Source organism: Brevibacillus daliensis, from assembly GCF_021245735.1.
GTDB lineage: Bacteria > Bacillota > Bacilli > Brevibacillales > Brevibacillaceae > Brevibacillus_B > Brevibacillus_B daliensis.
In genome coordinates, this window is sequence record NZ_JAJISB010000001.1 from 565,541 (window position 1) to 589,898 (window position 24,358).

Annotated in this window: 16 protein-coding genes, 1 tRNA gene and 1 riboswitch; of the genes, 12 read left to right on the plus strand and 5 right to left on the minus strand. The window is 42.7% G+C overall.

Annotated elements, in window-relative coordinates; all coding sequences use genetic code 11:
* Positions 1-16: 16 nt before the first annotated feature.
* The 5 genes from LM917_RS02765 to LM917_RS02785 all read left to right on the plus strand — a co-directional run bounded on the left by LM917_RS02765 (position 17) and on the right by LM917_RS02785 (position 9,213).
* Complete coding sequence (locus LM917_RS02765) at positions 17-4,615, plus strand: multicopper oxidase domain-containing protein (RefSeq protein WP_309241917.1); 4,599 nt, start codon at positions 17-19, stop codon at positions 4,613-4,615.
* Positions 4,616-4,753: 138 nt separating this feature from the next.
* Complete coding sequence (locus LM917_RS02770; protein WP_232695922.1) at positions 4,754-6,445, plus strand: copper resistance CopC/CopD family protein; 1,692 nt, start codon at positions 4,754-4,756, stop codon at positions 6,443-6,445.
* A gap of 28 nt (positions 6,446-6,473) precedes the next feature.
* Complete coding sequence (locus LM917_RS02775; RefSeq protein ID WP_232695923.1) at positions 6,474-7,121, plus strand: YcnI family copper-binding membrane protein; 648 nt, start codon at positions 6,474-6,476, stop codon at positions 7,119-7,121.
* Between the two features lie 84 nt (positions 7,122-7,205).
* Positions 7,206-7,281 (plus strand) — tRNA-Ala (locus LM917_RS02780).
* Positions 7,282-7,560: 279 nt separating this feature from the next.
* On the plus strand, positions 7,561-9,213 hold the full coding sequence (locus LM917_RS02785; RefSeq protein WP_232695925.1) for an esterase/lipase family protein: 1,653 nt from the start codon (positions 7,561-7,563) through the stop codon (positions 9,211-9,213).
* Positions 9,214-9,505: 292 nt separating this feature from the next.
* Here LM917_RS02785 and LM917_RS02790 read toward each other — a convergent pair whose 3' ends face one another.
* A complete protein-coding gene (locus tag LM917_RS02790; RefSeq protein ID WP_232695927.1) occupies positions 9,506-10,081 on the minus strand; it encodes a cupin domain-containing protein in 576 nt (191 codons plus the stop codon).
* Between the two features lie 294 nt (positions 10,082-10,375).
* On the opposite strand from LM917_RS02790, the gene LM917_RS02795 reads away from it, so the two are divergent.
* Entirely contained in the window at positions 10,376-10,846 is a 471-nt protein-coding gene (locus LM917_RS02795; RefSeq protein ID WP_232695929.1) for a DUF4180 domain-containing protein, read from the plus strand.
* 525 nt (positions 10,847-11,371) lie between these two features.
* Positions 11,372-12,760 (plus strand): MATE family efflux transporter, encoded by a 1,389-nt coding sequence (locus tag LM917_RS02800; RefSeq protein ID WP_232695930.1) that lies wholly within the window; start codon positions 11,372-11,374, stop codon positions 12,758-12,760.
* Positions 12,761-12,891: 131 nt separating this feature from the next.
* Here the strand turns inward: LM917_RS02800 and LM917_RS02805 are convergent, their stop codons facing one another.
* From LM917_RS02805 to LM917_RS24355, 3 genes are all read right to left on the minus strand, one after another.
* Positions 12,892-13,749 (minus strand): amidohydrolase family protein, encoded by an 858-nt coding sequence (locus LM917_RS02805; protein ID WP_232695931.1) that lies wholly within the window; start codon positions 13,747-13,749, stop codon positions 12,892-12,894.
* Entirely contained in the window at positions 13,736-16,855 is a 3,120-nt protein-coding gene (locus tag LM917_RS02810; protein WP_232695932.1) for a GNAT family N-acetyltransferase, read from the minus strand. Before LM917_RS02810 ends, LM917_RS02805 begins: the two co-directional genes overlap by 14 nt.
* A gap of 277 nt (positions 16,856-17,132) precedes the next feature.
* On the minus strand, positions 17,133-17,255 hold the full coding sequence (locus tag LM917_RS24355) for a hypothetical protein (RefSeq protein ID WP_255667869.1): 123 nt from the start codon (positions 17,253-17,255) through the stop codon (positions 17,133-17,135).
* A 338-nt stretch (positions 17,256-17,593) separates the two neighbouring features.
* Positions 17,594-17,796: riboswitch (cobalamin riboswitch) on the plus strand.
* A 307-nt stretch (positions 17,797-18,103) separates the two neighbouring features.
* Between LM917_RS24355 and LM917_RS02815 the strand changes: the two genes are divergently transcribed.
* The 4 genes from LM917_RS02815 (at position 18,104) to LM917_RS02830 (ending at position 21,812) form a co-directional block, all read left to right on the plus strand.
* Positions 18,104-19,096 carry an ABC transporter substrate-binding protein gene (locus LM917_RS02815; protein ID WP_232695934.1) on the plus strand — a complete coding sequence of 331 codons (993 nt, stop codon included), beginning with the start codon at positions 18,104-18,106 and terminating at the stop codon, positions 19,094-19,096.
* A gap of 19 nt (positions 19,097-19,115) precedes the next feature.
* Positions 19,116-20,189 (plus strand): FecCD family ABC transporter permease, encoded by a 1,074-nt coding sequence (locus LM917_RS02820; protein ID WP_232695936.1) that lies wholly within the window; start codon positions 19,116-19,118, stop codon positions 20,187-20,189.
* Positions 20,190-21,035: an ABC transporter ATP-binding protein gene (locus LM917_RS02825; RefSeq protein WP_232695937.1), complete on the plus strand. Its 846-nt coding sequence runs from the start codon at positions 20,190-20,192 to the stop codon at positions 21,033-21,035.
* 168 nt (positions 21,036-21,203) lie between these two features.
* Positions 21,204-21,812, plus strand: a complete 609-nt coding sequence (locus LM917_RS02830) for a YdcF family protein (protein ID WP_232695938.1) — start codon at positions 21,204-21,206, stop codon at positions 21,810-21,812.
* A 57-nt stretch (positions 21,813-21,869) separates the two neighbouring features.
* Here LM917_RS02830 and LM917_RS02835 read toward each other — a convergent pair whose 3' ends face one another.
* A complete protein-coding gene (locus tag LM917_RS02835) occupies positions 21,870-22,763 on the minus strand; it encodes a DUF2268 domain-containing putative Zn-dependent protease (protein ID WP_232695939.1) in 894 nt (297 codons plus the stop codon).
* A 432-nt stretch (positions 22,764-23,195) separates the two neighbouring features.
* On the opposite strand from LM917_RS02835, the gene LM917_RS02840 reads away from it, so the two are divergent.
* Positions 23,196-24,248 carry an ArsR/SmtB family transcription factor gene (locus LM917_RS02840; protein WP_232695941.1) on the plus strand — a complete coding sequence of 351 codons (1,053 nt, stop codon included), beginning with the start codon at positions 23,196-23,198 and terminating at the stop codon, positions 24,246-24,248.
* Positions 24,249-24,358: the final 110 nt, after the last annotated feature.

Here is a 24,358-nt window from a genome sequence, read left to right on the forward strand (position 1 = left end):
AGGAGGTATTACTAACGTGAAGCGTTCCTATCATGTTGTCGCGATATCAGTACGCATCGTTTACAACAACTTCGGAGATCATGATCCAAATGGTCTGATGTATGTATTAAAGGAAAATGAGGAAAAAGTAAAATTTCTTATAAGCAAAAAGCCATTCACTCCTGTTGAATTAGTTCAGCCTCTAGTGATTCGTGCAAACGTAGGTGATGAAGTAGAAATTAAGTTTGAAAATCAGTTGGATCTGAATGCTGGTATGCATTTTCAAGAAGCACAGTATGACATACTTACTTCAGATGGTGCATTTGCTGGCTTAAATCCCGATACGACCGTCCCTCCAGGCGGTGAAATCATTTACCGTCTGCAAGTTGTCAAAGAAGGAATTCATTTCTTCTCTGATCTTGGTAACGTACTTAGTACAGAAGAAGGAAGCAATGTTCACGGTTTGTTTGGCGCATTGCTTGTACAGCGTATGGGATCAACATGGACTGATCCTGTAACAGGTGGTCCACTTAATAGTGGCGTATATGCGGATGTTCACAATCCATTGTTGCCTTCATTTCGTGAATATGCCTGGTTCTTCGGAGATGAGCTAGAAATGAAAGACTTGACGGGGAATAATCCACTAAATCCCCACACCTTCCAGCCATCCTCTACGTTTTCAGTCAATTATCGTGCTGAGCCAATGCGTAACCGATTAAGGTTAGTTCAGGAAGGGGTTGTATGCCCGGACTGTGAAGGAGAAGAAGTACACCATGATTCTTGGGTATTTGGTGATCCTGCCACCCCTATTCTACGTGGGTATAGAGGTGATCCCGCCAAAATCCGCTTAATACACGGCGGTACTAAGGAGACTCATACCTTCCACTACCATGTTCATCAATGGTTTGCAGAGCCTTCTGATCTTGAATCCAATATCCTGGACGTTCAGGCAATTGGTCCTCAGAATCATTATACGGTTGAACCTTTATATGGTCTGGGCAGTTTACAGGGCGCTATTGGAGATGTAATCGTTCACTGCCACCTTTATCCTCACTTTGACGAAGGAATGTGGGGAATGAATCGTATATTTGACACACTACAGGATGGTACTCAATGTTACCCGAATGGAATGAGGATTGAGCAACTTCAACCTCTACCTGATCGACCCTGCCCACCTCGTCCTACACCAGAGAAACCTGGTTTTCCTAACTTCATTCCAGGAAAAGTTGGGTTTAAAGCACCCCGTCCACCACTAGGTCTCGTTGGTGGCAGAAAAATGACCGAACTTGAAAAGAACGCAGCTGTCCCTCGTGCAAGACCTGGAGCTGTTTTTGCAGATTCCTGCTTGGGTAACCCCGTTACGAGAGAGGTCAATATTTCTGCGATTCAAATTCCAGTTGTATATAACAAGCAAGGCTGGAACGACCCATATGCCAGAGTTTACGTATTTGATGAGGATATTGAAGACATCTTAGCTGGTCGGAAGGAAGTTGAACCGTTTGTTTTTCATGCAGATGCGGGAGATTGTATCCGGATTAACTTTACCAATCGATTGCCGAACGTCTTACCTGGTACTGCATTCCAGCTAGTTACTCGCACTTATGAAGCCGGCATGCACGTCCACTTCGTTAAATTCGATGTATTATGTTCAGATGGAGCTAATGTAGGCTGGAACTACGATACCAGTGCCCTTCCTGGAGAAACTATTCGTTATGAATGGTTTGCAGATGTAGAATTAAAAGCTACTTTTTGGCATGACCATCTTTTCCCTAATTCACATCAGCAGCATGGTTTATTTGCTGGCGTCGTGGTTCATCCCCGCTTCTCCAGATTTTTCGACTCAACTACTGGAAAACGCACAAGAGGCGGCACACAAATCACTGTAACCAATCCACTTATTCCTGATTATCGAGATTATACGTTGTTCGTACAAGATTTTACTTTATTATTCGATAAAGCTGGCAATCCCATTGAAGAACCGGACTTTCCAGGTTCTGATGACGATCCCGGTATGTTCGGTGTCAACTACAAGAATGAACCGATGAAGTTCAGAGTTGGTCCGGGAGACGAAACAGCCTATGTATTTAGCTCCTTTGTACATGGTGATCCTGTTACTCCTATATTACGTGCCTATGCAGGCGACCCTATACGTATCAGAATGCTGCAAGGGGCTCAGGAAGAATCACATGTTCTCAACATTCATGGGATAAGTTGGAAAAATGAGCGAAGAGACCAAGACTCTGATTTCGTGGCATCTCAACACATCGGTATTGCAGAATCGTTTACGATTGAAACCTTTGTTCCCCGAGATGGAGACTATCTCTATTGCTACGAAGATGTTGAAGATGCATGGACAGGACTGTGGGGCTTGATTCGTGCCTATGGACAAAAAGTACCTGATCTCATCCCGCTAAAAGATCGCCCGCGTCCTCCAAAACGAAAAAAACCTTTGCCCAAGAAAACAGGATATCCGCCACCAAAAGCGGTAGACAAGGGATTCGTATGTCCTGAGGTAGCTCACGTTCGCAAATTTAATGTGGTTGCCCTACAAACGAATATCGTCTATAACAATTTTAATGATCATGATCCGTTTGGTATCATCTTTGCCTTTGAAGATGATGTACCCGATATCCTGAATGGCAGTATGAATCCAGAACCATTGGTGATACGCGCCAATGCCGGGGATTGCGTAGAGATTACTTTAACAAACTTGCTGGCTGATGAAGGGCATGTGATTGATGGCAGGCATGGCTATCCCGCAGTCAAGGATGAAGCTTTTTTCCCACCATCCTTACGCATATCCCTTCACCCTCAATTACTTGCTTTCGATGTAAAAACATCAAGCGGGGATACCGTTGGATTTAATCATGACCAAACAATTGCTCCAGGTGAAACGATCACTTATAAATGGTACGTTGACCTACCTCATGGGGCTATTAATATGTGGGATGTAGCAGATTTACGTAACCATCGTCATCATGGTTCTTTTGGAGCGTTTATTGCAGAGCCTCGTTTTACTGTATATCTCGATCCTCAAACCTTGTATCCTGTAAAAAAAGGGGCAAGTGTCGTTCTTGTTAACCCATATTTGCCTACGACCAGGGAATTTGTCTTGTTAATGCATGACGGCGTTCGTTTGCTTGATACAAACGATAACCTGATTATTGATCCGTCATTTGTATTTCCATCTGTTGAACCATTTGAAGAAGTGGATACCTACGATCAGGGTTCCAGAGGGTTTAACTATCGCTCTGAACGTTTGCAAAACCGGATGCGTGGCAGACCGCTCGCAGACATAAAAGACGCTTTTAGCTCCGCTGTTTTTGGTGACCCTGCTACTCCTGTGTTTGAAGCATATGTGGGCGATCCCGTAACGGTACGAATGATTATGCCTTCTGAGCGTAGAAGATCGCATACCTTCCATATACACGGTCATATTTGGAGATCGGATAAAAATGATGTTCATTCTGAAATAAGATCCGTAAAAGGGCAAAATGTTCCTGGAAGCAAGCTAGATGCAGAATTAATTGGCGGTGCTGGCGGACTTTTTAAGTTCCCTGGAGATTATTTATATCGATCAGGTAATATTCGATGGCATCTGGAATTGGGGGTTTGGGGCTTGATTCGCGTTCATCAAGATCTCCAGCCTCATCTGAAAGAGATCGATACCCTGCAACCTAGTCTCCCCGGTGAAGGACAAGATTTTGAAGTTAGTGTTGTAACGGATTCCTCGATTCATTCAGATTCGAATGATATTTTTGATACTAATTTCAGTTCTGACCCTGGTCCTACTTCTGACTCTGGTCTTACTTCTGACCCTGGTCCTACTTCTGACCCTGGTCCTACTTCTGACCCTGGTCCTACTTCTGACCCTGGTCCTACTTCTGACCCTGGTCCTACTTCTGACCCTGGTCCTACTTCTGACCCTGGTCCTACTTCTGACCCTGGTCCTACTTCTGACCCTGGTCCTACTTCTGACCCTGGTCCTACTTCTGACCCTGGTCCTACTTCTGACCCTGGTCCTACTTCTGACCCTGGTCCTACTTCTGACCCTGGTCCTACTTCTGACCCTGGTCCTACTTCTGACCCTGGTCCTACTTCTGACCCTGGTCCTACTTCTGACCCTGGTCCTACTTCTGACCCTGGTCCTACTTCTGACCCTGGTCCTACTTCTGACCCTGGTCCTACTTCTGACCCTGGTCCTACTTCTGACCCTGGTCCTACTTCTGACCCTGGTCCTACTTCTGACCCTGGTCCTACTTCTGACCCTGGTCCTACTTCTGACCCTGGTCCTACTTCTGACCCTGGTCCTACTTCTGACCCTGGTCCTACTTCTGACCCTGGTCCTACTTCTGACCCTGGTCCTACTTCTGACCCTGGTCCTACTTCTGACCCTGGTCCTACTTCTGACCCTGGTCCTACTTCTGACCCTGGTCCTACTTCTGACCCTGGTCCTACTTCTGACCCTGGTCCTACTTCTGACCCTGGTCCTACTTCTGACCCTGGTCCTACTTCTGACCCTGGTCCTACTTCTGACCCTGGTCCTACTTCTGACCCTGGTCCTACTTCTGACCCTGGCTCTGGTTCTAATGACAACTCTGATTCTCGTACCATTTCCAAATCTGATTATGATTAAAAGATCAATAAATTCGGTATTGTTCCACCATACGAATATAATCAAGCAAATCCTGCAGTACATTGTTCTGCAGGATTTTTTCATGGGAAATGGATCTTTTGACACTCCTTAGTTAATAGTCATAGCAAATCTCCTACATTGACTACCTCTTCCAAAGAAACTGCACTCGTCACCTATGCCATTCTCCAAGGAAAGGAGGTATATCATATCTATTCCCTTAAGCGTTTCCTGGTTCTCTTCTTATTTTTACTCACGTTCGTTATTCCAACGCGAATTTTAGCACACGCTTCACTTACCGACTCAGTCCCTGAACAAAATAGTCAACAACCACATTCTCCTAAGGAAATCAGATTAACTTTTAATGAGAGATTGGAAAAAGGGAATGTTTCTATCAAACTATTTAATGCTGATGGGGAGTCCATCATTCCTGCCAATGCATTGACGGATACGAATCAAAAGCAGATATATCTACCGCTCTCACCTCTTGAAAACGGATATTATACGGTTAGTTACAAAGTAATATCTGCTGACGGTCATCCTATTTCTGGTTCCTATATTTTTACTGTCGGGGAAACAACCGAAGCCCCGCCCATACAAGGAGGATTAGCCAGTAAGGGGCATCATTTTAACCATAACGGACTCTCTGATTTCACTTTAGAACAGTTACTCCATTACGTAGCTCGTATTGTCTATTACATGAGTTTACTCACTCTGGTAGGGTGGATCTTTTGGATGACGGTTCAGCGTGAATCTACGATGCAAGAAATTCATGCTCTTGATTTGCAGTACTCGGTCATGTTGCAGAGAATCTTTTTCCTCATGCATGTGGTGCTAATCGGAACACAACTTCCCAACTTGTTAGTGGAATGGCAGTTGAGCAATATCCTCTCGTTATTCTCGGGTACAACGATTGGATTATCATGGCTCGCGATGCTCGGGTTAAGTTTGTTTGGTTTTCTTTTTTTACACAGAGTGAAATGGTTCGATATGTTATGGCTAATACTCATGATTGCGACCAAGAGCTTCTCTGGTCATGCTTCAGCCACTGATTCTCCACTACAAACCGTGTTACTTGATATCGTGCATTTGCTCTCAGCTGCAGTCTGGGTCGGAGGAATATTGTATATTCTGGTTCATTGGCAAAAAAGCAGATACCATGCTAAAAAGTTTATCCCCTATTTTTCCGATGTGGCTTTGGCAAGCCTCGTTATTTTAATTTTAACTGGAACCCTTTTGACCCTTATTTTCCTGCCAGATCTCTCCTATCTCATTCATACAGAATGGGGAATCTTGCTACTGGTTAAGTCAGGGCTCGTCTTGCTTGTCCTCGTAGTAGGCTCTTTATTACGATACGACTTGCGAAAGAAAAATATGTCTTCCATGCAAAAACTGTTGGGATTAGATTCTACCCTTATGACACTGATTATAGTCGTCGTCGGACTTTTCACCTATATGAATCCTCTCCCCACCAACGAACCCCTACGCTGGCAAGTAAATAACGAGCGCCTTCACGTTGCCGTATCCATCACACCCAATCAGGTAGGTACGAACAAGATGAAAGTAAGCGTTTGGTTACCCCACCAAGTCGGAAAACCTAAAAACGTACAGCTCCTAGTCATTAGTCAAGATACGGATATACCGCCTATTGATGTACCTATCATCCCTGTTCAAACCAATTCTGAACAAAATGTAATTCCTGGCTTTTCACCATATACCTACGAGAAAGAGGGACCGTATCTGCCCTTTGCTGGAAAATGGACGATTCAGGTACGTGTTATGGACCCTAGTGACAGCGAAATTATTTTCAACAAGGAGTTCGTGATCTATTAATTTTTTTAGAGAAAGGATTGAACCCTTTATGAAAAAATTCTCTACTGCTTTCATTACTTGCTTGCTTGGTATTCTGCTGTTTGCCGAAATCATTAGTGCTCACGTTGTTGTATATCCCCAAGAAGTAACCCAAGGCTCGTATGAGAAATTCTCTATTCGTGTTCCATCTGAAAGTGAGAGTCCAACCATAAAGGTTGAAGTGAAGTTCCCCGAGGAAGTAAGTATCTCCCGTTTCGAGCCAAAGGCAGGCTGGTCATATGAGCCGACGAAAGATGCCTCAGGAAAAATAGTAGGTGTTGTCTGGAAAGCAACCGGGGAAGGATTATTAGCGAACGAATTTACCGAATTCAACATGTCGGGAAAAGTAGGCGAAAACGCAACGAACATCTCCTGGAAATCATACCAGACGTATAAAGACGGTAAAGTAGTGGAATGGACAGGAGCCGCTGATTCTAACACCCCTGCTTCCCTTACGAAAGTGACGGCAAAAGTAGCAGGTGGTGGAACAGATAGTCATGGGCATCCTTCTACTGCGGTTGATACGGGGACTTCTTCTTCACATGAGGCTAATGATAGTGGTGCGGAATATGTAGGTTTTACTGTTACTTTGTATCTATCTATTGCTGCTCTTATCCTAGGTATTATTGCGATTATCATTGCTCTAACAAGAAAATAAAAATAGGAGAAACGATTGACACCTCTCTCCCAGCTGATATATTGACATTTTATCCTCTCAAATGCTATCATTAGCCTTATTCATGGGGCCATAGCTCAGCTGGGAGAGTGCTTGACTGGCAGTCAAGAGGTCAGGGGTTCGATCCCCCTTGGCTCCACCATACAGTTCATAAACCACTTCTATCATGAAGTGGTTTTTTCGATTTTGATAGAGCTTCGAGATGCTGATAAAGCGGAATATTAAATTACTGCTTCAAAGTCACGCTGGCAGAATACCTCTTTGCTCCATTTATCAGCTAAAATGGTAATAAGTAGTGTTTCTTTATAGAGTGTTTTTCTATTCTCACATTTGAAGTAACCGGATAGACTCACAAATTTCAAATAATTATAATAGGGTTAGTAATTGAGATGTTTCTAAGTGGTATACTGGAGGGAATTACTTGAATTTCTGGAAAAATAGTAACCTTTATAAGAAGGAAGGATTACATAAAGTTCGTCAAAATGGCAACGATGCCACAATTATTTTCGTTCACGGTCTTCAAGGGCATCCTTACCATACTTGGACTAAGAAGGGGTGCGCCCCTTTACCCCAATTGTTTCTAGAAGATGTCTCATATAGTCAATATGATCTGTATACCTTTGGATATAAAACGGGTTTCATTCTCCAAAGGCATCATTTTAAGGAGATTTCAAACCTCTTATTCTCCGAATTAAAGGCGAGAATACATAATAAGGAGATTTATTTCGTTTCACATAGTATGGGAGGGGTGATCGTCCAGAATATGTTGATTGAGCAGGTGGAACGTGAGAATATCGATTTCACCGACCGTGTAAGAGGCATTGTGTATCTCGCAGTCCCATTCGCTGGTTCCGGAGTCGCTTCCTTAGCTTCAGCTGCATACGCTTTTATGCCCCCTTTTATTGGTAAGTATGTAGTTTCGATCCAAGTTCGGTCATTGCAAGTTTTTAGCAAAGAACTGGCAGATCAGTCAGTAAAATGGGTTCGATATACTGGTACGCGACTTGCGCACATTAAACAAAAGAATATCTATGGTAATTCTGATTTGGCTGTTGGTAAAATTTCTTCCAATCCTCCATATATCCAAGATGCTGATCTGGTAGAAGAGGATCATCGAAGTATTTGTAAAATGGATACGGAGACTACTGTGTACCATTTGATGGTTCAATTTTTTAACCATCGTCCTACATTGGGATATACGAGTCATATGGAAAATCTACTTCGTGAAACGATGCCCAGATTAGCTACATTACCAGATAATAATCTCAAAGCAATTGGACATTTACTAGCTGAGCGAGCAAATCACCGTATTAAAAAGTTTATAGCACTTGAACAAGAAAGTTGGCAGCATGGATATACACAGGTATTGTCTGAAGAATATTTCCAAAAATTATATTCTCTATTCAATTTAGAAGAAGACTATAAAACTAAAATGTATAAAATTATTGAAAGTATTCAAGAGGGATCTGCTATTAAAGTTCTCTTTGATGAGTACTTGGAATTAGAAAAAAAACAATTTAAATTGCTTGCTGAAAATTTCAGAAAAGGTCAATTTGAAATATTATTATCAACAGGGAAATCATTCCAATTTATTTTACGTTCACTACTTGCCACTTTGATAGATAAACATAACGAGAATGTGTTTATTTTAATAAAATATTTTGATATAGATATTACTACAATTGAAAACCAATACAAGCTCATTAATACTGTTATTAACTACGAATCGTTTGAAGACAAAAAGATCACATTGAATACTCTTTTGGACCAACTTACGGGAGCCCATGAATTAATTTTATTCTTTGATAGCAAAGAGAAAATAGAAGTGACACATCCAATTATCTCAACAATTCCGGCAATACAAATTAACGGTGACTTAATGGGGTTTGATGAAATCAAACAATACATTGCAAGTGTCCAAGAAACTGTGAGTTTTGATGGGAAAGTGTTTGCGGACTCGGTAAAGCCTTCTTATATTATCTTTCTTATAGATGTAGATGATGCAACAAAGAAAGCTTTATCAATTATTCAGCAAAGAAGTAATTTTGGAATATATTATCTCGAAAAACAGTAGATTTTTTTTTCGAAAAATTCTCTTTACGACTTAAAGCTTTTTTCTAATTTATTGAAGATGAGATTGATTAATTAAATTATATTTAGGTAGTATAACTAACCATCACGGGAGAGTGCTTGACTGGCAGTCAAGAGGTCAGGGGTTCGATCCCCCTTGGCTCCACCATATTTATCAACGATGCCTTCTGGATGGAAGGCTTTTTTTATTGGACTAGGTAATTATTTTAAGAAGAATCAGGCCGGGAACCCAGCAACAAGTTGCTTTCCGGCCTTTTTTGTGTACGGGAAATAATTCAAGGGTGGCCTTGCGTTCCTATCCGCCATTGAATATCATTTGAAGCTGGCGGACCTATGACTACCGTCTGATCAATTGGCTTGAGCACTTCAGCAAGCTGAGCCGCATTCACGCCATAGATTATCTGGAACACTTCGGGTGGTGTCTTTCTCAGGACATCGGACCCGAATACAACCTGCGCGGCATTATTGTCGAAAATAGCCAACAAGTGGGTGTGATCAGTAGTCGCAATTTCCCAATGCCACCACCCCATCGGGATATACACCGTTTGGGGCGGCTTAACGCAGTAGGTAAGTATTTGCAGGGTAAAGGGATTGAGAATGGAGACGATAGCTTCTCCCTGTATTACGTAGACAAGTTCGGCTGCGTTGGGGTGCCAATGGCACTCGACGCTATTTCCTTTACTCAGAAAGATGTCCAGCAAGCCCAAATTTTGCATCACGGGCAACTGCTTAGCGAATTGCTGAAGAATGAAGTTTTGAGCATTCTTCTGGAAGAATGGCGCTGTTCTTAAGTCAAAACATAAATTCAAAGAAGGAGAGCTAAGTTCGGCCATGGTGCTGTCGGTGGACACAGGCTGTATCCCGCCTTTCTGGATTGGATGATTAATTAATATATTCACGTGCCCAGATAGATGTGATTTGTCCAAAAACTGAAACCGCCATCTTCGATCCCCTTGGACTCCACCAAAGTTAGTAAGAATGCCTTCCTAATTGGAGGGCTTTTTGTTTTAATGGCGAAGACACCGCTAAAAACGATACCTTCGTCTTTTTGTTTTGTAACTATATTGGCTAATGAATGATCTCGATGCGCGTCATACCAAGGACGTGGAGTTCCTGCACCTAATCGAAACGCACGTGAAGAGTTTTTGTGGAATAAAATATCCGAAAATCTGCTATCTTCCTACCACAACGAACTAAACTGGGTTCAAGGGATACGTAAAGAACTTTATGAAAAAGAATGGATGGTGGAAACGATTATGAACCATCAAATCGTAGAGGACGGAACTAAAAAATATATCGAAATCATATCTACCCAAGTTCCACTTAGCACCGAGCAGGATGCTGTGGATCTCGTCGCTTTGTGCATAGAAAATGAGGCGAATCTTCTAATGCTGCATAGCCCTGCTCTTTCGGAAGATTTTTTCAAACTCCGAACAGGCGTAGCAGGTAAAATGATTCAAAAATTTATCAACTACCATGTTAAAACTGCAGCGGTCATTCCTATGGAGGTGGTTAACAAAGGAAAATTTAAGGAAATGGTACTCGAATCCAATAAGAGCAACCATTTTAGAGTTTTTGAGACCAGAGAAGATGCAGAGAGTTGGCTTTTGAAATGATAAATGAAACATTATATAAATCAGAAGATGGAAAAGTTGCTATAGGCTCCACCATATAAATAACTGTGTAACGCTTGGGTTTCCGAGCGTTTTTTGTTTTTTATCCTCCACTTCTAAGCCAAAGCCTTCAACTCATCCTCACTCTTTTTCCTGACCCCTCTACTTCTGAAATGACGCTTGGAAAAAAATACTTAGGTTGTTGAATAAGCATGAGGATCATGAAATATCAGAATATGGTCCCTATGCAAGAAAAACGAAGAAACTTTGAGATAGTTAAAGAAACAACTGCGATGTATACCAAAAAATAGAAAATATAACTATTAAAAATTTTTGACAACGTTTATGATTATGATTATCATTATCATTGTATTGTACATAATAGCACGATCAACTCAACTAACCGGCATATTCCCTCAATATCCAGACGTTTTTTACTTGTAGTGCTTCAGCAGAGTTGTAATAAAGTAAACCGAGATGCATTCGAAAAGAATACCCAGTAATGCGAAAAAGATAGGAGGCTTTCAATTGGATCAAACCATTACCAATCAAAAAGAAAAACAGAAGTATTTTATTTTACGTGAAAATCTCTGGAAAGTTATGATCCAATTATCATGGCCTGCTATCATTGCTATGGTTCTTTATGGATTAAACGCTGTCATTGCTGCTGTTTTTGTAGGTCACTATATAGGCGAAACCGCTTTGGCTGGGGTTTCCGTGGCATATCCTTTAACTCTGATCAGTGTAGGTATAGGCTCGCTAATTGGAGTCGGCGCTGGCTCTGTATTAAGTATTGCTATAGGCCGTCAAGACACCAACACACAGGAACGGTTATTGGGGCATGTCAACTACCTTTCCATTATTCTAACAGTGATCTACATGATATTGGGACTTCTTTTCTCCACTCAATTAATCAAGATAATGGGAGGAGAAGGTGACGCGTTATTTTTGGGTGACAGCTATTTTCGAATTACTGTCATAGGCTCGTTTTTCTGGATATATGGCCTGGCAGCCAATATGATCGTAAGAGCCGAAGGAAAAATGAAGTCGGCCGCTGTCGTCATGGCAATCGGTCTGGTAGCTGATATCTTGGCCAATTATATTTTGGTCGCTGTGCTTGAACTAGGTATAGAAGGTGCTGCATGGGCAACCAATATCGGTATGTTTATTTACACGCTACTTGGTTGGGTTTACTTCGGCAAAGGATTCTCTTCCTTTAAAACAAAAGTATTTTCCATATACAGGGACGTATCTACTTTAAAGTCCATTATTGGATTAGGTATGGCTTCGCTGATCATGAACCTAATGAATCTTGTTCAAGCCGTTTTTGTTTTCAATGCCCTTTCCAAATACGGTACGGTATTAGACATTGCCTTTTATGGTGTTGTCTATCGCGTGTTCACCTTCTTACTTACGCCTATCTTCGGCTTAATGCGTGCGCTACAACCAGTCATCGGCATAAACTATGGGGCCGGGCAATATGACCGTGTCATAAGCTCGTACAGGATTTTTACCGTTGCCTCCATGCTGTTGACCTTACCGTTTTGGATCGTTTCAATGGCCGCTCCCGAATTTGTATTGAGATTCATGTTACCCGATCAAATCTTTACTGGTGCTCAATTCATGTATTTCCGGATGTACATGGCGATTTTGCCACTACTGTCAACGATTTTCATGGCGATGACCTTTTTCCCTTCTATAGATAAAGGAAAACCGGCAGTCATAATCGGGATTGCAAGACAACTCATTTTCTACATACCGGTCATGCTGATTTTACCTAAATTGATGGGAGTCTCAGGCATATATATTGGATCGCTGGCGATTGATGCGATTATTGTCCTTTGGACAGCTTTTATGATAAGAAAAGAATTTACGATGCTCAGGAAAAAAGGGGTACAAGAAAATAGCAGTGTTTAGCTCGATGAAAAGTTAAGCCTTTCCTAATTGTATCGACGCTGTATTCTAAATGAAAAATCCCATGTACCTCCACACTGTTAACGTGAGGAAACATGGGATTTGTATTTGTGTCAGTTTAACTGCTCGCTAGTCTACTCAACCAACGCCTTAATCTTCGGAAACACCTTCAATGCCGTCTTGTAAAACACATCCTCGTGATACTCCTCTGGAATCAGTTCCTGTACGAACTGGATATACGGCTTTACCGGAGCAAGCGGCCAGTCGGTTCCAAACAAAAACTTGTCATAGTGATCACAATAGGTAATCGCGTGGCGTAGATGGTCAAAAAAGCGTGGGGAGTCCTTCAGCCGCTGGCAATTGGCTGCGTCACCTACCATCAAACCCGAGAGATCAGCAAACATATTGCGGTTTTTATATACCACTTCTGCTCCATCCAGCACCCACGGATCGCCAAAATGGGCCATCATGAAGGTAACCTCCCGATGCTTCACTGCAACCTCGTCCAGCGTGAGAGGATGGGAATACTTTAACAGCCCTCGCTCCGAGTAAGTATCACCGGTGTGAAATACTACAGGTACCTGATATCTGGCAGCCAGCTCATAGACTGGATCATAGATGCTATCGTAGGCATAGAAGGGATAGTAGCCCAAATATATTTTTAACCCGACTACGCCCTGCTTTTGCAGGTCTTTTTCCAGTCGTGCCACCGCAGCCCCGTCCAGCTTAAAAGGATTGATTCCCAGGCAGTAGACGAGCTGCGGCGGCAGCTCCTCTATCATATCAAGTCCCATCGGTGTAACAGCCTCCGCATCGGGAAAGCCGTCCTGCTGTGTCTCCGTCAAGCCCATGCCTATCCCTAGCACCACTCCATTTTCCGCATATTCCTGCAAGGTGCCCTTGACAGAGTAATCGACAAACGACTTCTCCGCCGCTGTCCGTTTGAACTCCTCAATCCGGGATAAATGCATATGTGCATCAATGATTTTCATCCTGAATCCTCCCTTGGTTGGCAAACCGTATCGCCCGTAAGGCAGACAAGGAATCGGATGGAATCATCTTGTCAGCAAACAGGAAAAAGACAGGTGGGGTAAAGGTAACGCTCTTGTCTGGCAGATTCAGTTCGCGTTCGACAGAAGCGACAGCCACTTCCTTGTTCGAGTAGGCATTCACCTTTGCTGTATCTAGATCAGTAACGATCTGCATCTGATCCTTTCGAGAGGCTGAGCCAACCATATAATCCGAGACTTCGTTAACGGACAACTCACCCTGTACTAGCTTGTAGGTCAGTTCCTCACCGTACGTTCCGACGGTTTTCAACCAAACCTCTTCGTCTTCACCCTCTGTTTGCAAAAAGATGTCAGTCGACCAGCTCTTGTCAACAAAATACGTTCCGGTATTCTGCACAATCTCTACCGTATGACAGAGGATGGGTACCCCCGGCAGAAGCAAGTAATACTGATGACACGTCAGACCGCGATACTTTTCCTGTTTTTTCACATGGTAGCTCAGCTTGATACCCTGCCAGACATTTTGCCTGTTATCTACCAGCTCGACAAATGACGCAGCTCGCTCTTCCTTAATCAGTGAAAACGCACTAAGCTCATCAATATGGTTGCCAATCCCTCCTGTCCACGGATTCCACCATGATTTGGGCTTCCGTTCGGGGAAGGAGCTAGCCAACCACTCCTGACCATTGCTGGTTAGCGAGTATAGCGTTGGAGAGAAGTCTGGGGCCGCTTTGATCCGCAATAGACCATTGTCGGCGATAAAAACTTGCTGTCCTTCTTTCTCCGTTTGTTCCTGTATAACCTTACTTTGTCCGATTGGGAAAATGGCGCTGCGTAAGTGAGTCTCATGCGTGGCAAAACGTCCATCTACCTGCACGAGTTCATATGATCTATCCGGAGTAGCAAAGGAAAAGCTAGATTCCGTCTCTTCCTCATCCTCTGTATAGTGGTGTGCTTGTTCTGAAGTAGACCCACTCTCCAAAGAGGCATTTAATTCTCCCTCCAGATACTGCTGTTTGTACTCTTTCACCTGTACGCCAAGTTCCTCGCTACCGACAAATGGGTTATGCTCGTTGGCAACCAGCTCCAGATGAGCTGTCAGGGACAAATCCGCTGGCATTGCTTCTCTCCTGGCAAATGCACGAAACTCCTTCCAGTTGGTATAGGCCCCGTGCGTGAGGAAGATGGGACCGTACGTTTTTTTGCCATACGGCTCCAGAATGCCGAGATTGGTTTCCAGAGTTACATACCAGGCTTGTATATCTATACGGTACTCCCGAGGCCAGCACATTCCCCAAGGAGCCGTTTCATCTCTTGAAAACAGCCAGTTTTCACTAATCAGCTCACCATCCCAATAATCCAGATCGCTGCCGTAGGAGGATGGTATTTCGACATAACGGCCTTGATACGGAAGGATTGGACGTTGAAATTCATGAGCAAAGCCTTGGGTAATCCAGAGCTCAGTAGCCATCTTGTCAGCCGAGAGGTTTTCTATCTCCAAACTGTGCTCCACTGTACCATCTGAGAACAAGAGCGTCTTTCCGATTAGTGCTATCTGAGGGTATGAACCTGACCGATAGGTGGCGCGTATACCGATCGTTCCCTTTTCCACAATAAATTCAACTTGCTCGGCACGTTTTTTGGAAAACTCGCTGGAATACGGTTTGCCGATCTTGGGATAAGGAATATAACTTGGCTCTCCACCTGTACCACTGGCAATGGTTATCTCATTATCGTCCTTGTTCAAATAGAGGGTGTGGCGGCCATGGTGAACCTGCCAGGTTTGTTCCGTTTCCCCTGATAGCATCGCACCCAGTCCTGTAAAGGCGGCACCGATCTTTTTGACAAAAGAGACAGAGCTGCCATCCGTAAGCTTCGCCTCCACCTGCACATTGACTTCATAAAAGCCGTGTTCATACAAGTCAGCGGTAAGCGGAAGTGAGGTGCGTTCTTTGCCAAGTAGTAGGAGCGTGTGGCGTTGCTCATTTATACGGAGAAATGAGCAAGAGGGTAGTTCGAATGAAAATTCGGCTTCTTCTGCAAAGTTATTCTCTACATCCAGATAAAACCTCGCTGTCTGTCCCGGATAGGAGAGACCAGGTACATGAAGAGAAAGGGAAGCAGGAAACTTGGGTAGAATCCCCACCTGAAACATAGCTGCTTTGCCGTTAATCAGGATGTGTGTAGAGACACGAGGATGCGTGCGCCAGACACTTTGCTCTTCTGCGATCTCATCGACAAAAAAGCTTGCTGACAGCATCGCTTCCCCCGTTACCTCCAGCTCCTGCTGATAATCAAAGCGGATCGTTTCGTTAGGTTCCCCCTTCAAGGTAAGCTGTAGTGGCTTACCCGATTTGTTGACGATCCGATAGTGAATCTGGTATTCCCTGCCAAAGACCAGCTCTAGCTTTTCCACCTCGGCAGACAGCAGATAATCCTCTGTCTCGATTAGGCGCATGCCTCGACCGAGCCGTTCAAACTCCAAGCGCAAGCTCTTTTCCCCTTTTTCCCAGGAGTAGGTGAAGTAATCAAAGCCGTTCTCCTTCCGGCCGTCAGGTTCTACCACAATCTCCCGCGTGGAATCCTGATACCAGTCAAACTCCTCAAAATAGTGAGCGATTGCCTCTGTATGTAGCACAGTGGGCATCATGTTCATCAGATGGGTGGAGTCATCCCGGTCCTCCCAGAAAAAACCAAATTTTTTATACAACGGAACGGCCTTCGTGTTTCCTGCCCAGGTATAGAGATCAAGTCGCGGCCAGCCAAGCTGGATCGTTTGTTCCAGCGCGCGCGAAAGCAGCATGCGGCCCACTTTTTTGCCGTGATATTCAGGACGTACATTGAGCAGCGGAATGTAGAGGGCTCCCGTATCTTCTCGATATTCTCCCAGGCTGCAATAGCCAACCACCTTTTCACCATCCATAGCCAGGTAGACAGCGAGGGCTTCAGAACTTGCTTCTTCCTGTCGAATCTGTTCTGCTGTCGTAATCGAATTTCCGCCCCCCCAGCTATCCCTGCTGCCGTTCCACATATCAGCGACTGCTGCGGCCAGCTCGGGACGATAGGGGACGATTGAGAATGATTCCATGTCTGCTTACACCTCAATTTCATTGTAAATTTGTGTGTCTTACAAGAAAGTACGTACCATATACAGAATCGTTTCTGATTTCAGAAAAAAATATTCATTTGTGTAAAAATTACATCACTTTCCTTCTGCTCTGACTATCCCTGCCACACGTAATCCTGCCATGAATCTATTTATTATATATGACTTGATTTCTAAATCATTTGCTTAATATTCAGGACTGACCCTTTTAAAAACGCCCACATATCGGTTATTATCCTCCGTTAAATAGGCGATTGCATTATTCATATATTTCATCTATTACGACCTTAATCTCGCGAATACTATCTGGATTATCCGGCTTTCTATTTACGATATCCACTAGAAGTTCCAATACCTTCACCGCATCATTCGGATATTTCATTTCCTCCGCTAATTCTACGTATATATGTGCAATCCATCCTTACGAAATCCCCTGAGTTTATTTTGTTGTGCGGATTTTGTAGACACCTGACAAAGCGGCTAATACGACAAATCATTTGAAAATACAAAGAACTATATTGCAAGATTCATTCGATCTTACCTATAAACATTTATACCAATAATCATATTTTCCAATAAATTGTACATTTTACATGGCACCATTAACTTCATCGCCCTCTTGCTACTCCGTCCAGTTTCCCCTATAATCATCAGTGAAGTCTTTACCAAAGTACTTCAAGATGAACGATTCACCAGTTGTAGCTTTCACCAATTTAAAACTATAAAGCATATGCTTCAGGTCCTGCCAATCTTTCATTAGAAGAAGCAGGTAAAAGGGAAGCCCGGTGAAAAACCGGCACGGTCCCGCCACTGTGAATCGGGGATGTGCTCATATGTCACTGTCTGTCACGACACCAGATGGGAAGACGAGCCTCATTATCTAACCCGTTAGTCAGGAGACCTACCTGAAGAGTGACGAAAAACGTCCTTCGCGGAGAGGAATCTACGTCATCTCACATAACTTTCTAGCATATGATCACGAGTGAACGAAAGAAAAGATAACGAGTTACAATCTTACCCAGATCTATATATGAATCTGGTTGGATACAACTTTCTTTTCTTAAGCGTCTCTCCTCTGTCTGCTGAACACATATTGAGACGACAACCCAATCCCCTTGTGATTTGGGTTTTTTGCATGGAAAAAATACACAATCGCACTAGCCATGTTTACCCCACCCGCAAGTTCGTCACCTGCACGATGCTCTATTATTCAAAAGGAGAGAATACATTATGAACAAAAAATGGACACGCACACTGCAAACTTTTTTCCTATTTGTTCTGGTGCTTGCATTATCTGCTTGTGGTAATCAAACTACGGCACCTACAGACGGGGCTCAGCAACCAAACCAACAATCAGAAACAAAACCAGCTGAAGATAAGGCGCTAAAAACCACATATCCACTTACAGTGAAAGATTCCACTGGTCAAGAATTCACGTTTGAAAAAGCACCTGAACGCATTCTCTCTGTCTCCCCTGCAGAAACAGAAACCCTGTTTGCGCTAGGTCTTGGTGATAAAATCGTAGGTGTATCTGATTTTGACGATTATCCACAAGAGGCTACAACTAAGCCTAAAATGGGTAGTATTATGAAACCTAATGCAGAAGCTATTATTGCTGCGAAACCAGATATCGTATTCAGCGGAATTTCAATGAAAGAAGAAATGGTAAATAAATTCCGTGATCTTGGTATTAAAACGTTCAAGGTAGAACCAAAAACATATGATGACGTAATTGCTAACATTGAGCTATACGGTCTAATCACAGACCGTCAGGAAGAAGCTAAAAAAATTACTGATGATCTGAAAAAGACACGTGAGGATATTGTAACGGCAGTAAAAAATGTAGAGCCGAAGAAAAAAGCATACATTGAGTTCTCTCCTGGCTGGACTGTAGGTAAGGGCGAATTCATGAATGAATTGATTGAAACTGCAGGCGGTATCAATGTGGCTAGCGCCGCAGAAGGTTGGGTACAAATCAACGAGGAAATTATTATTAAACAAAACCCGGATGTAATTATGTTCACAATGGGCTTTGTAGATAAGGACTCTCAAAAAACATTGGACCAAATGATTCGTGATCGCAAGGCATGGTCCCAGATTACTGCTGTGAAAAACAATGCCATTATTGGTATTGAACAGAATTTGATCAGCCGTCCAGGACCACGTATCGGAGAAGGGCTAAAGGCAGTTGCGAAGGCCCTTTATCCAGAACAGATTAAGTAAAAAGTGGGGTTGACCTTTTATGAAGACGAGGGTTATTCAGCAAAAAAACACATGGGGCAAAACACTTGCAGTAGGAACAACCGGGATTGGGCTGCTCCTATTATCCATTGTGCTCTGCCTGGCTATCGGCTCAGTTTATCTGCCAGCAGGTGAAATAACCCTCATCCTGCTAAATAAAATTCCAGGGCTCCAATCGTTTATCCCAGCAACATGGGACCCTACTTCTGAGCAAATCATGCTCCAAGTTCGAATGCCACGAGTGATGCTTGCAATGCTCGTAGGTGCTTCACTTGGTCTAGCTGGGGCAGCTTTTCAAGGGGTTTTACGCAACCCGCTTGCAGATGCCTTTACATTAGGTGTCTCCTCGGGTGCCTCTGTAGGTGCAGCCTTACTGATTTATTTTGGTCTGCAATACGCATTACTTGGTCAATGGACCATTCCCATTGTTGCATTTATGACAGGGGTAATAACACTGGTATTTGTTCTACAAATGGCTAAGGAAAACGGTAAAATCCCGATTGAAACGCTCATACTGTCAGGTGTCGTCGTGCAAGCTTTTCTGGGATCTATCGTATCCCTCCTGGTGGCCTTGTCCAATCAAGCAGTTAATGAAATTCTGTTTTGGACGATGGGTAGCCTTGCTTTTCGCGGCTGGGAGTATTCCGGGGTGGTTTTGCCTTATTTCCTTGTTAGCCTACTCTTATTGCTGGCATATTCACGTGCACTTAACATGCTAGCACTTGGCGAACGACAAGCAGCGCATATGGGACTTCATGTTGAACGGACGAAATGGATTGTCCTTTTAGCTGCTACCTTTGTTACTGCAGCTGCGGTATCTGTTTCCGGTGTAATTGGTTTCGTGGGTCTGGTTGTCCCCCACCTGTTACGCTTACTAATTGGATCTGATTATCGGTTGCTCATCCCTATGTCCGCAGTCGGTGGCGCGATTTATGTGCTGTGGGCTGATACAATTGCCCGCACCATACTCTCACCTACCGAGATTCCTTTAGGTGTAGTGACAGCCTTTATTGGTGCTCCATTCTTCGCTTTTCTGTTAATTCGACGTAAAAAACAAAGAGGGGCGGTGAGTTAGATGTTTCCGTATCATAGTCATCAGATGAATCCTGCATGGAATTACGGTCCTGTACTTTCTGTACAAAACATCTCTCACAGCTTTGGAGCAAAACAGATCCTACACCAGCTTTCTCTAGATGTTCAATCAGGTGACTGGATTGGAATAATCGGTCCAAATGGAAGCGGAAAATCAACTCTACTCTCACTCATGTCACGAGCTCAGGCTCCATCTAGGGGAGAAATATTTTTACAAGGTAGAGCAATTAACTCGTACAAACGTAAAGAGTTGTCTCGGCACATGGCAGTCTTACAGCAGGAAGCACTCCCTCCTGTTTCATACACGGTGAGAGAAGTAGTGGAAATGGGGCGCTTCCCTTATCAATCCTTTTGGGGTCTGGAAAAGGAAGATAGCCAGGTTTTCATTGATGGCATTATGGAACGTCTTCAACTAGAAGATCTTCATGATAGACCAATGGATCAACTAAGTGGTGGTCAAAGGCAGCGGGTTGCTCTCGCTAAACTGATGGCACAATCTCCCGATATTGTCCTACTCGATGAGCCAACTACTTATTTGGATATTCACTACCAAGTCCAGTTTATGGAAATGGTGCGAAGCTGGCAGAATGATTGTGGATTAACCGTTATCTCGGTCTTACACGATCTGAATCTAGCTGCTCTCTATTGCAATCGACTGGTCGTCTTGGAGGATGGAAAACTGGTCGCAGAAGGTTCGCCTGATGAGATCATGACACAGGAACAGCTTGAGGATGTTTTTCAGGTTAACACCGTAATTGTCGAGCATCCTGAGATCGAGCGACCACAAATTCTCGTCAGTCCTAACCTTCCAACAAGGAAAGTAAAATAAATGGTAACTGTATTGTATGCACAAAAAATGTCCACTTCAAAGCGAAGTGGGCATTTTTTAATCAATCTACACCTCATTTTCTATCATGTCATGATCCCCCTCGCCTGTCATTCTCCTGCTCATCCATGCTATATTTGAATAAGAATAAAGAGGAGTGAGGCGAAACTGTTGAAATTTTTATGGAATAAATGGGTCCTCTTGGCAGGAGTTCTTTTTCTGCTTCTTGTTCTCATCTGGTTCGGCACTGTTTTTTATCGAATGATTCAGGTAGAAAAAGAAGCAAAAGCAAGAGAGGCCGATGTAGCCATCGTACTGGGTGCTGCTGTTTGGGATGACAAACCAAGTCCTGGTCTAACGGAACGACTAAACAAAGCACAAGAATTATACGAGCAAAAATTCGTCAAAGCCATAATTGTAAGTGGCGGTCTAGGTGAAGGCGATCAGTTCGATGAGGCAACCGTTATGAAACAATATCTGACTGAAACAGGCATTCCTGCTGAAGCGATTCATATGGAAAATCAAGCGACAAACACCTTGGAAAATCTGCGATACAGTAAAGCTATCATGAACGAAAAAGGATATAAAAACGCTCTAATCGTCAGCCATGACTATCATCTCATGCGTGCTATGGAGATTGCTGACGCTGTTTCCCTTGAAGCCTATCCGGTAGGTACTACCTCGCATGTCATGTATGGTCCATACTATCGGGTAAAGGAATCGTTTGCCTATCTGAAATGGACTTATCACAAGTGGTTTGTCCTTCCTCGTGAACAATAAATGCCACCTGCTAGACTGCCTCTTAATAAGGGCAGTCTTTTTCTAACGCCCTTATGCTTAAAAAACACCACATTCTGTAATGATTTTCTCTGAACTTAACAATGTAGCTTCCTGAATAGTAATGTTATTCTTTTTCATAAATGATTGTACAGCGTGATAACCTACGGCGTAACCTGCTCCAGATGATAAGCCTACTGGTGAATAGCCTCGTTGTTTAGCAATTTCATCTCCAAACATGTAACTACTAACTTCATCAAATCCTTTTAAATGAAAACCTTCCCGAATGACGTGAATCGAATATTCGAGATCTTCTTCATCGATTGATGTGACCCAAGGACCTAAATGTTCTTCACCATACAACTCAGTAGCAAACGAATCAGCAAGTCCTTCAATAACTAAATACTCTCCTAACGTCACGTCTCCATGATTCCAATTAAAATAAGAAAAACGGAGGTTGTGATGAAATTCATGGGCAATAAGCGCAGGTATTCTCGGAACATTATAATCGTTTGGGTGAATGGTTGTAATGACATACCCAGGTATTCCTCCGAAACCACAGTAGCCCTTTTCTTTTTTAAGTTTTTCAGGATCAGCAATATACATTCCAAACTTTAATTCTTCCGCACTTACTTCTAAGTTGGCAGCTCTCGAAAACTCTATGCATCTTTTTAATGTTTTTTGAGCGATGTCTAGAGCCTCTATTGCTTTTAATTCCTTCAATGCTTTTTCTATTATTTCACTCTCTTTTATATCAAGAAATCCTAACATGCTAGTAGCCATCAAAACATCGTAACCATTTTGTTGTTTGGCTTTAAGTGGTACATTGATTGTATTCCACATATCCTCAAAAGCCTTCATCATCGTGTATCTAAAGAAATTTCCTCTCTTTTCGAGAGGCAATGAAAGTAAAGTTTCATATTGACTTAGAGTATCTTCTATATGGATCTTCATTATAATCACCTTTTGTTTATATATTTTTAATTGCATTCATAGGAAAGTTTAAGAGTATTTAAAATGACATCTTCATTCTCGATCTCCTCTAGTTGATCTAGCGATACAAGTAAATACTCTATATGGGTGTACATTTCATCAAGCTGAAGTCTTATTTCCCCAATAGTAAGTTCATTTAATTCAATAAGCCTGTAGCTTTTTTGACATATCCCGTCGTTACCAGTACAATCCACCTCCTATGGTTACCTTAATCCATCACGCTACGTTAGGGTCAAGCTGATTATCATTTTTTGATAAAAAAATAGTCCCTTTCAAAACTGAACGGACTAGATTCTAAAATAATTGAATAATTTATTCTAAAAATATTGAATTTTTCTTTTTTCCATTTATACTATCTAGTAGAACCAATAACTAGTATCCACGAGGTGAAAGATGAATCTACTAACCATTACAAGTAAAAAAAGAGAATCGTACAAGGTGCAACTGGAAAGTTCTCTATTATGGGAAAGCGCACTAGGCATCGCTGCGATTACTAATGCCAGCATTTTGGATACCTTGGAAAAGAAGAATGAGTTCGAGCTACAAAAGGAAAAAATGCCAGCCGAATTATGTACCGAGCTGGACTATGTACAGAAAAATAATACTTGGAAATGCCTGCTTCAGCTGTTACATACTTTTCAATCGCAATCCTCTGACCTGCACGATTTCACATCCTACATTGAAGAGCTTTTAGACGAAAAATTGAAGTATATCTGCTTGCCTTACATTGGAGAAGCTTATCTAGAGCTCAGAAGACTTGCCGTTCATGGTGATAATGATTCAATGCGAACACTCATGCAGCTAACCAAAGAAAACAGCTTCTTTCCTTCCTATATTCAATTTATCTGCACGGTAAATCCTGTTGAATTAAAGCAACACCTTATTCTTGTTATGTCTCTTTGGTATGAAACGGTTATTGCCCCAGTCTCCACAGAAATTCTATCGATTTTAAACAGGGACACCCGGCAGAAAGAGAAAATGATGAGAACCATACCTTCTGAGGAATTCGTCGAATGGGCAACGGGGGGTATTACATATTCTCCTGAGCCTAACGTCCAGAATGTTCTATTAATTCCTCAGCTCACTTATCGTCCCTGGAATGTAGAATCAGATATCGAGGATTCCAAAGTTTTTTATTATCCGGTTTCCGATGATAGTATCCATCCGGATGATGCCTATCGTCCACCCTACTTGTTAGTTCAAAAACATAAAGCACTTGGTGATGAGGTACGACTACGCATCATTAAACATTTATATGAAAAGGATTCTACGCTTCAAGAAATTACAGAAAGCCTGGAGTTGGGAAAATCAACGGTACATCACCATCTCAAATTGTTACGTGCAGCCAGTCTAGTAAACATAAGATCAGCAAAATATCATCTGAAAACACAAGCCCTTCAAACACTTTCTCAAGAATTGCTCCTTTATGTAACAAAACGGTCATGACCGTTTTGTTGGACCGCAAGCAGTCACATCCAATTTTATAAAAAAGAGAACAGGTTAGGATGATACAATAATGCGGACGAAACTTAGTAAAAATCACGGCTTTATTTCCC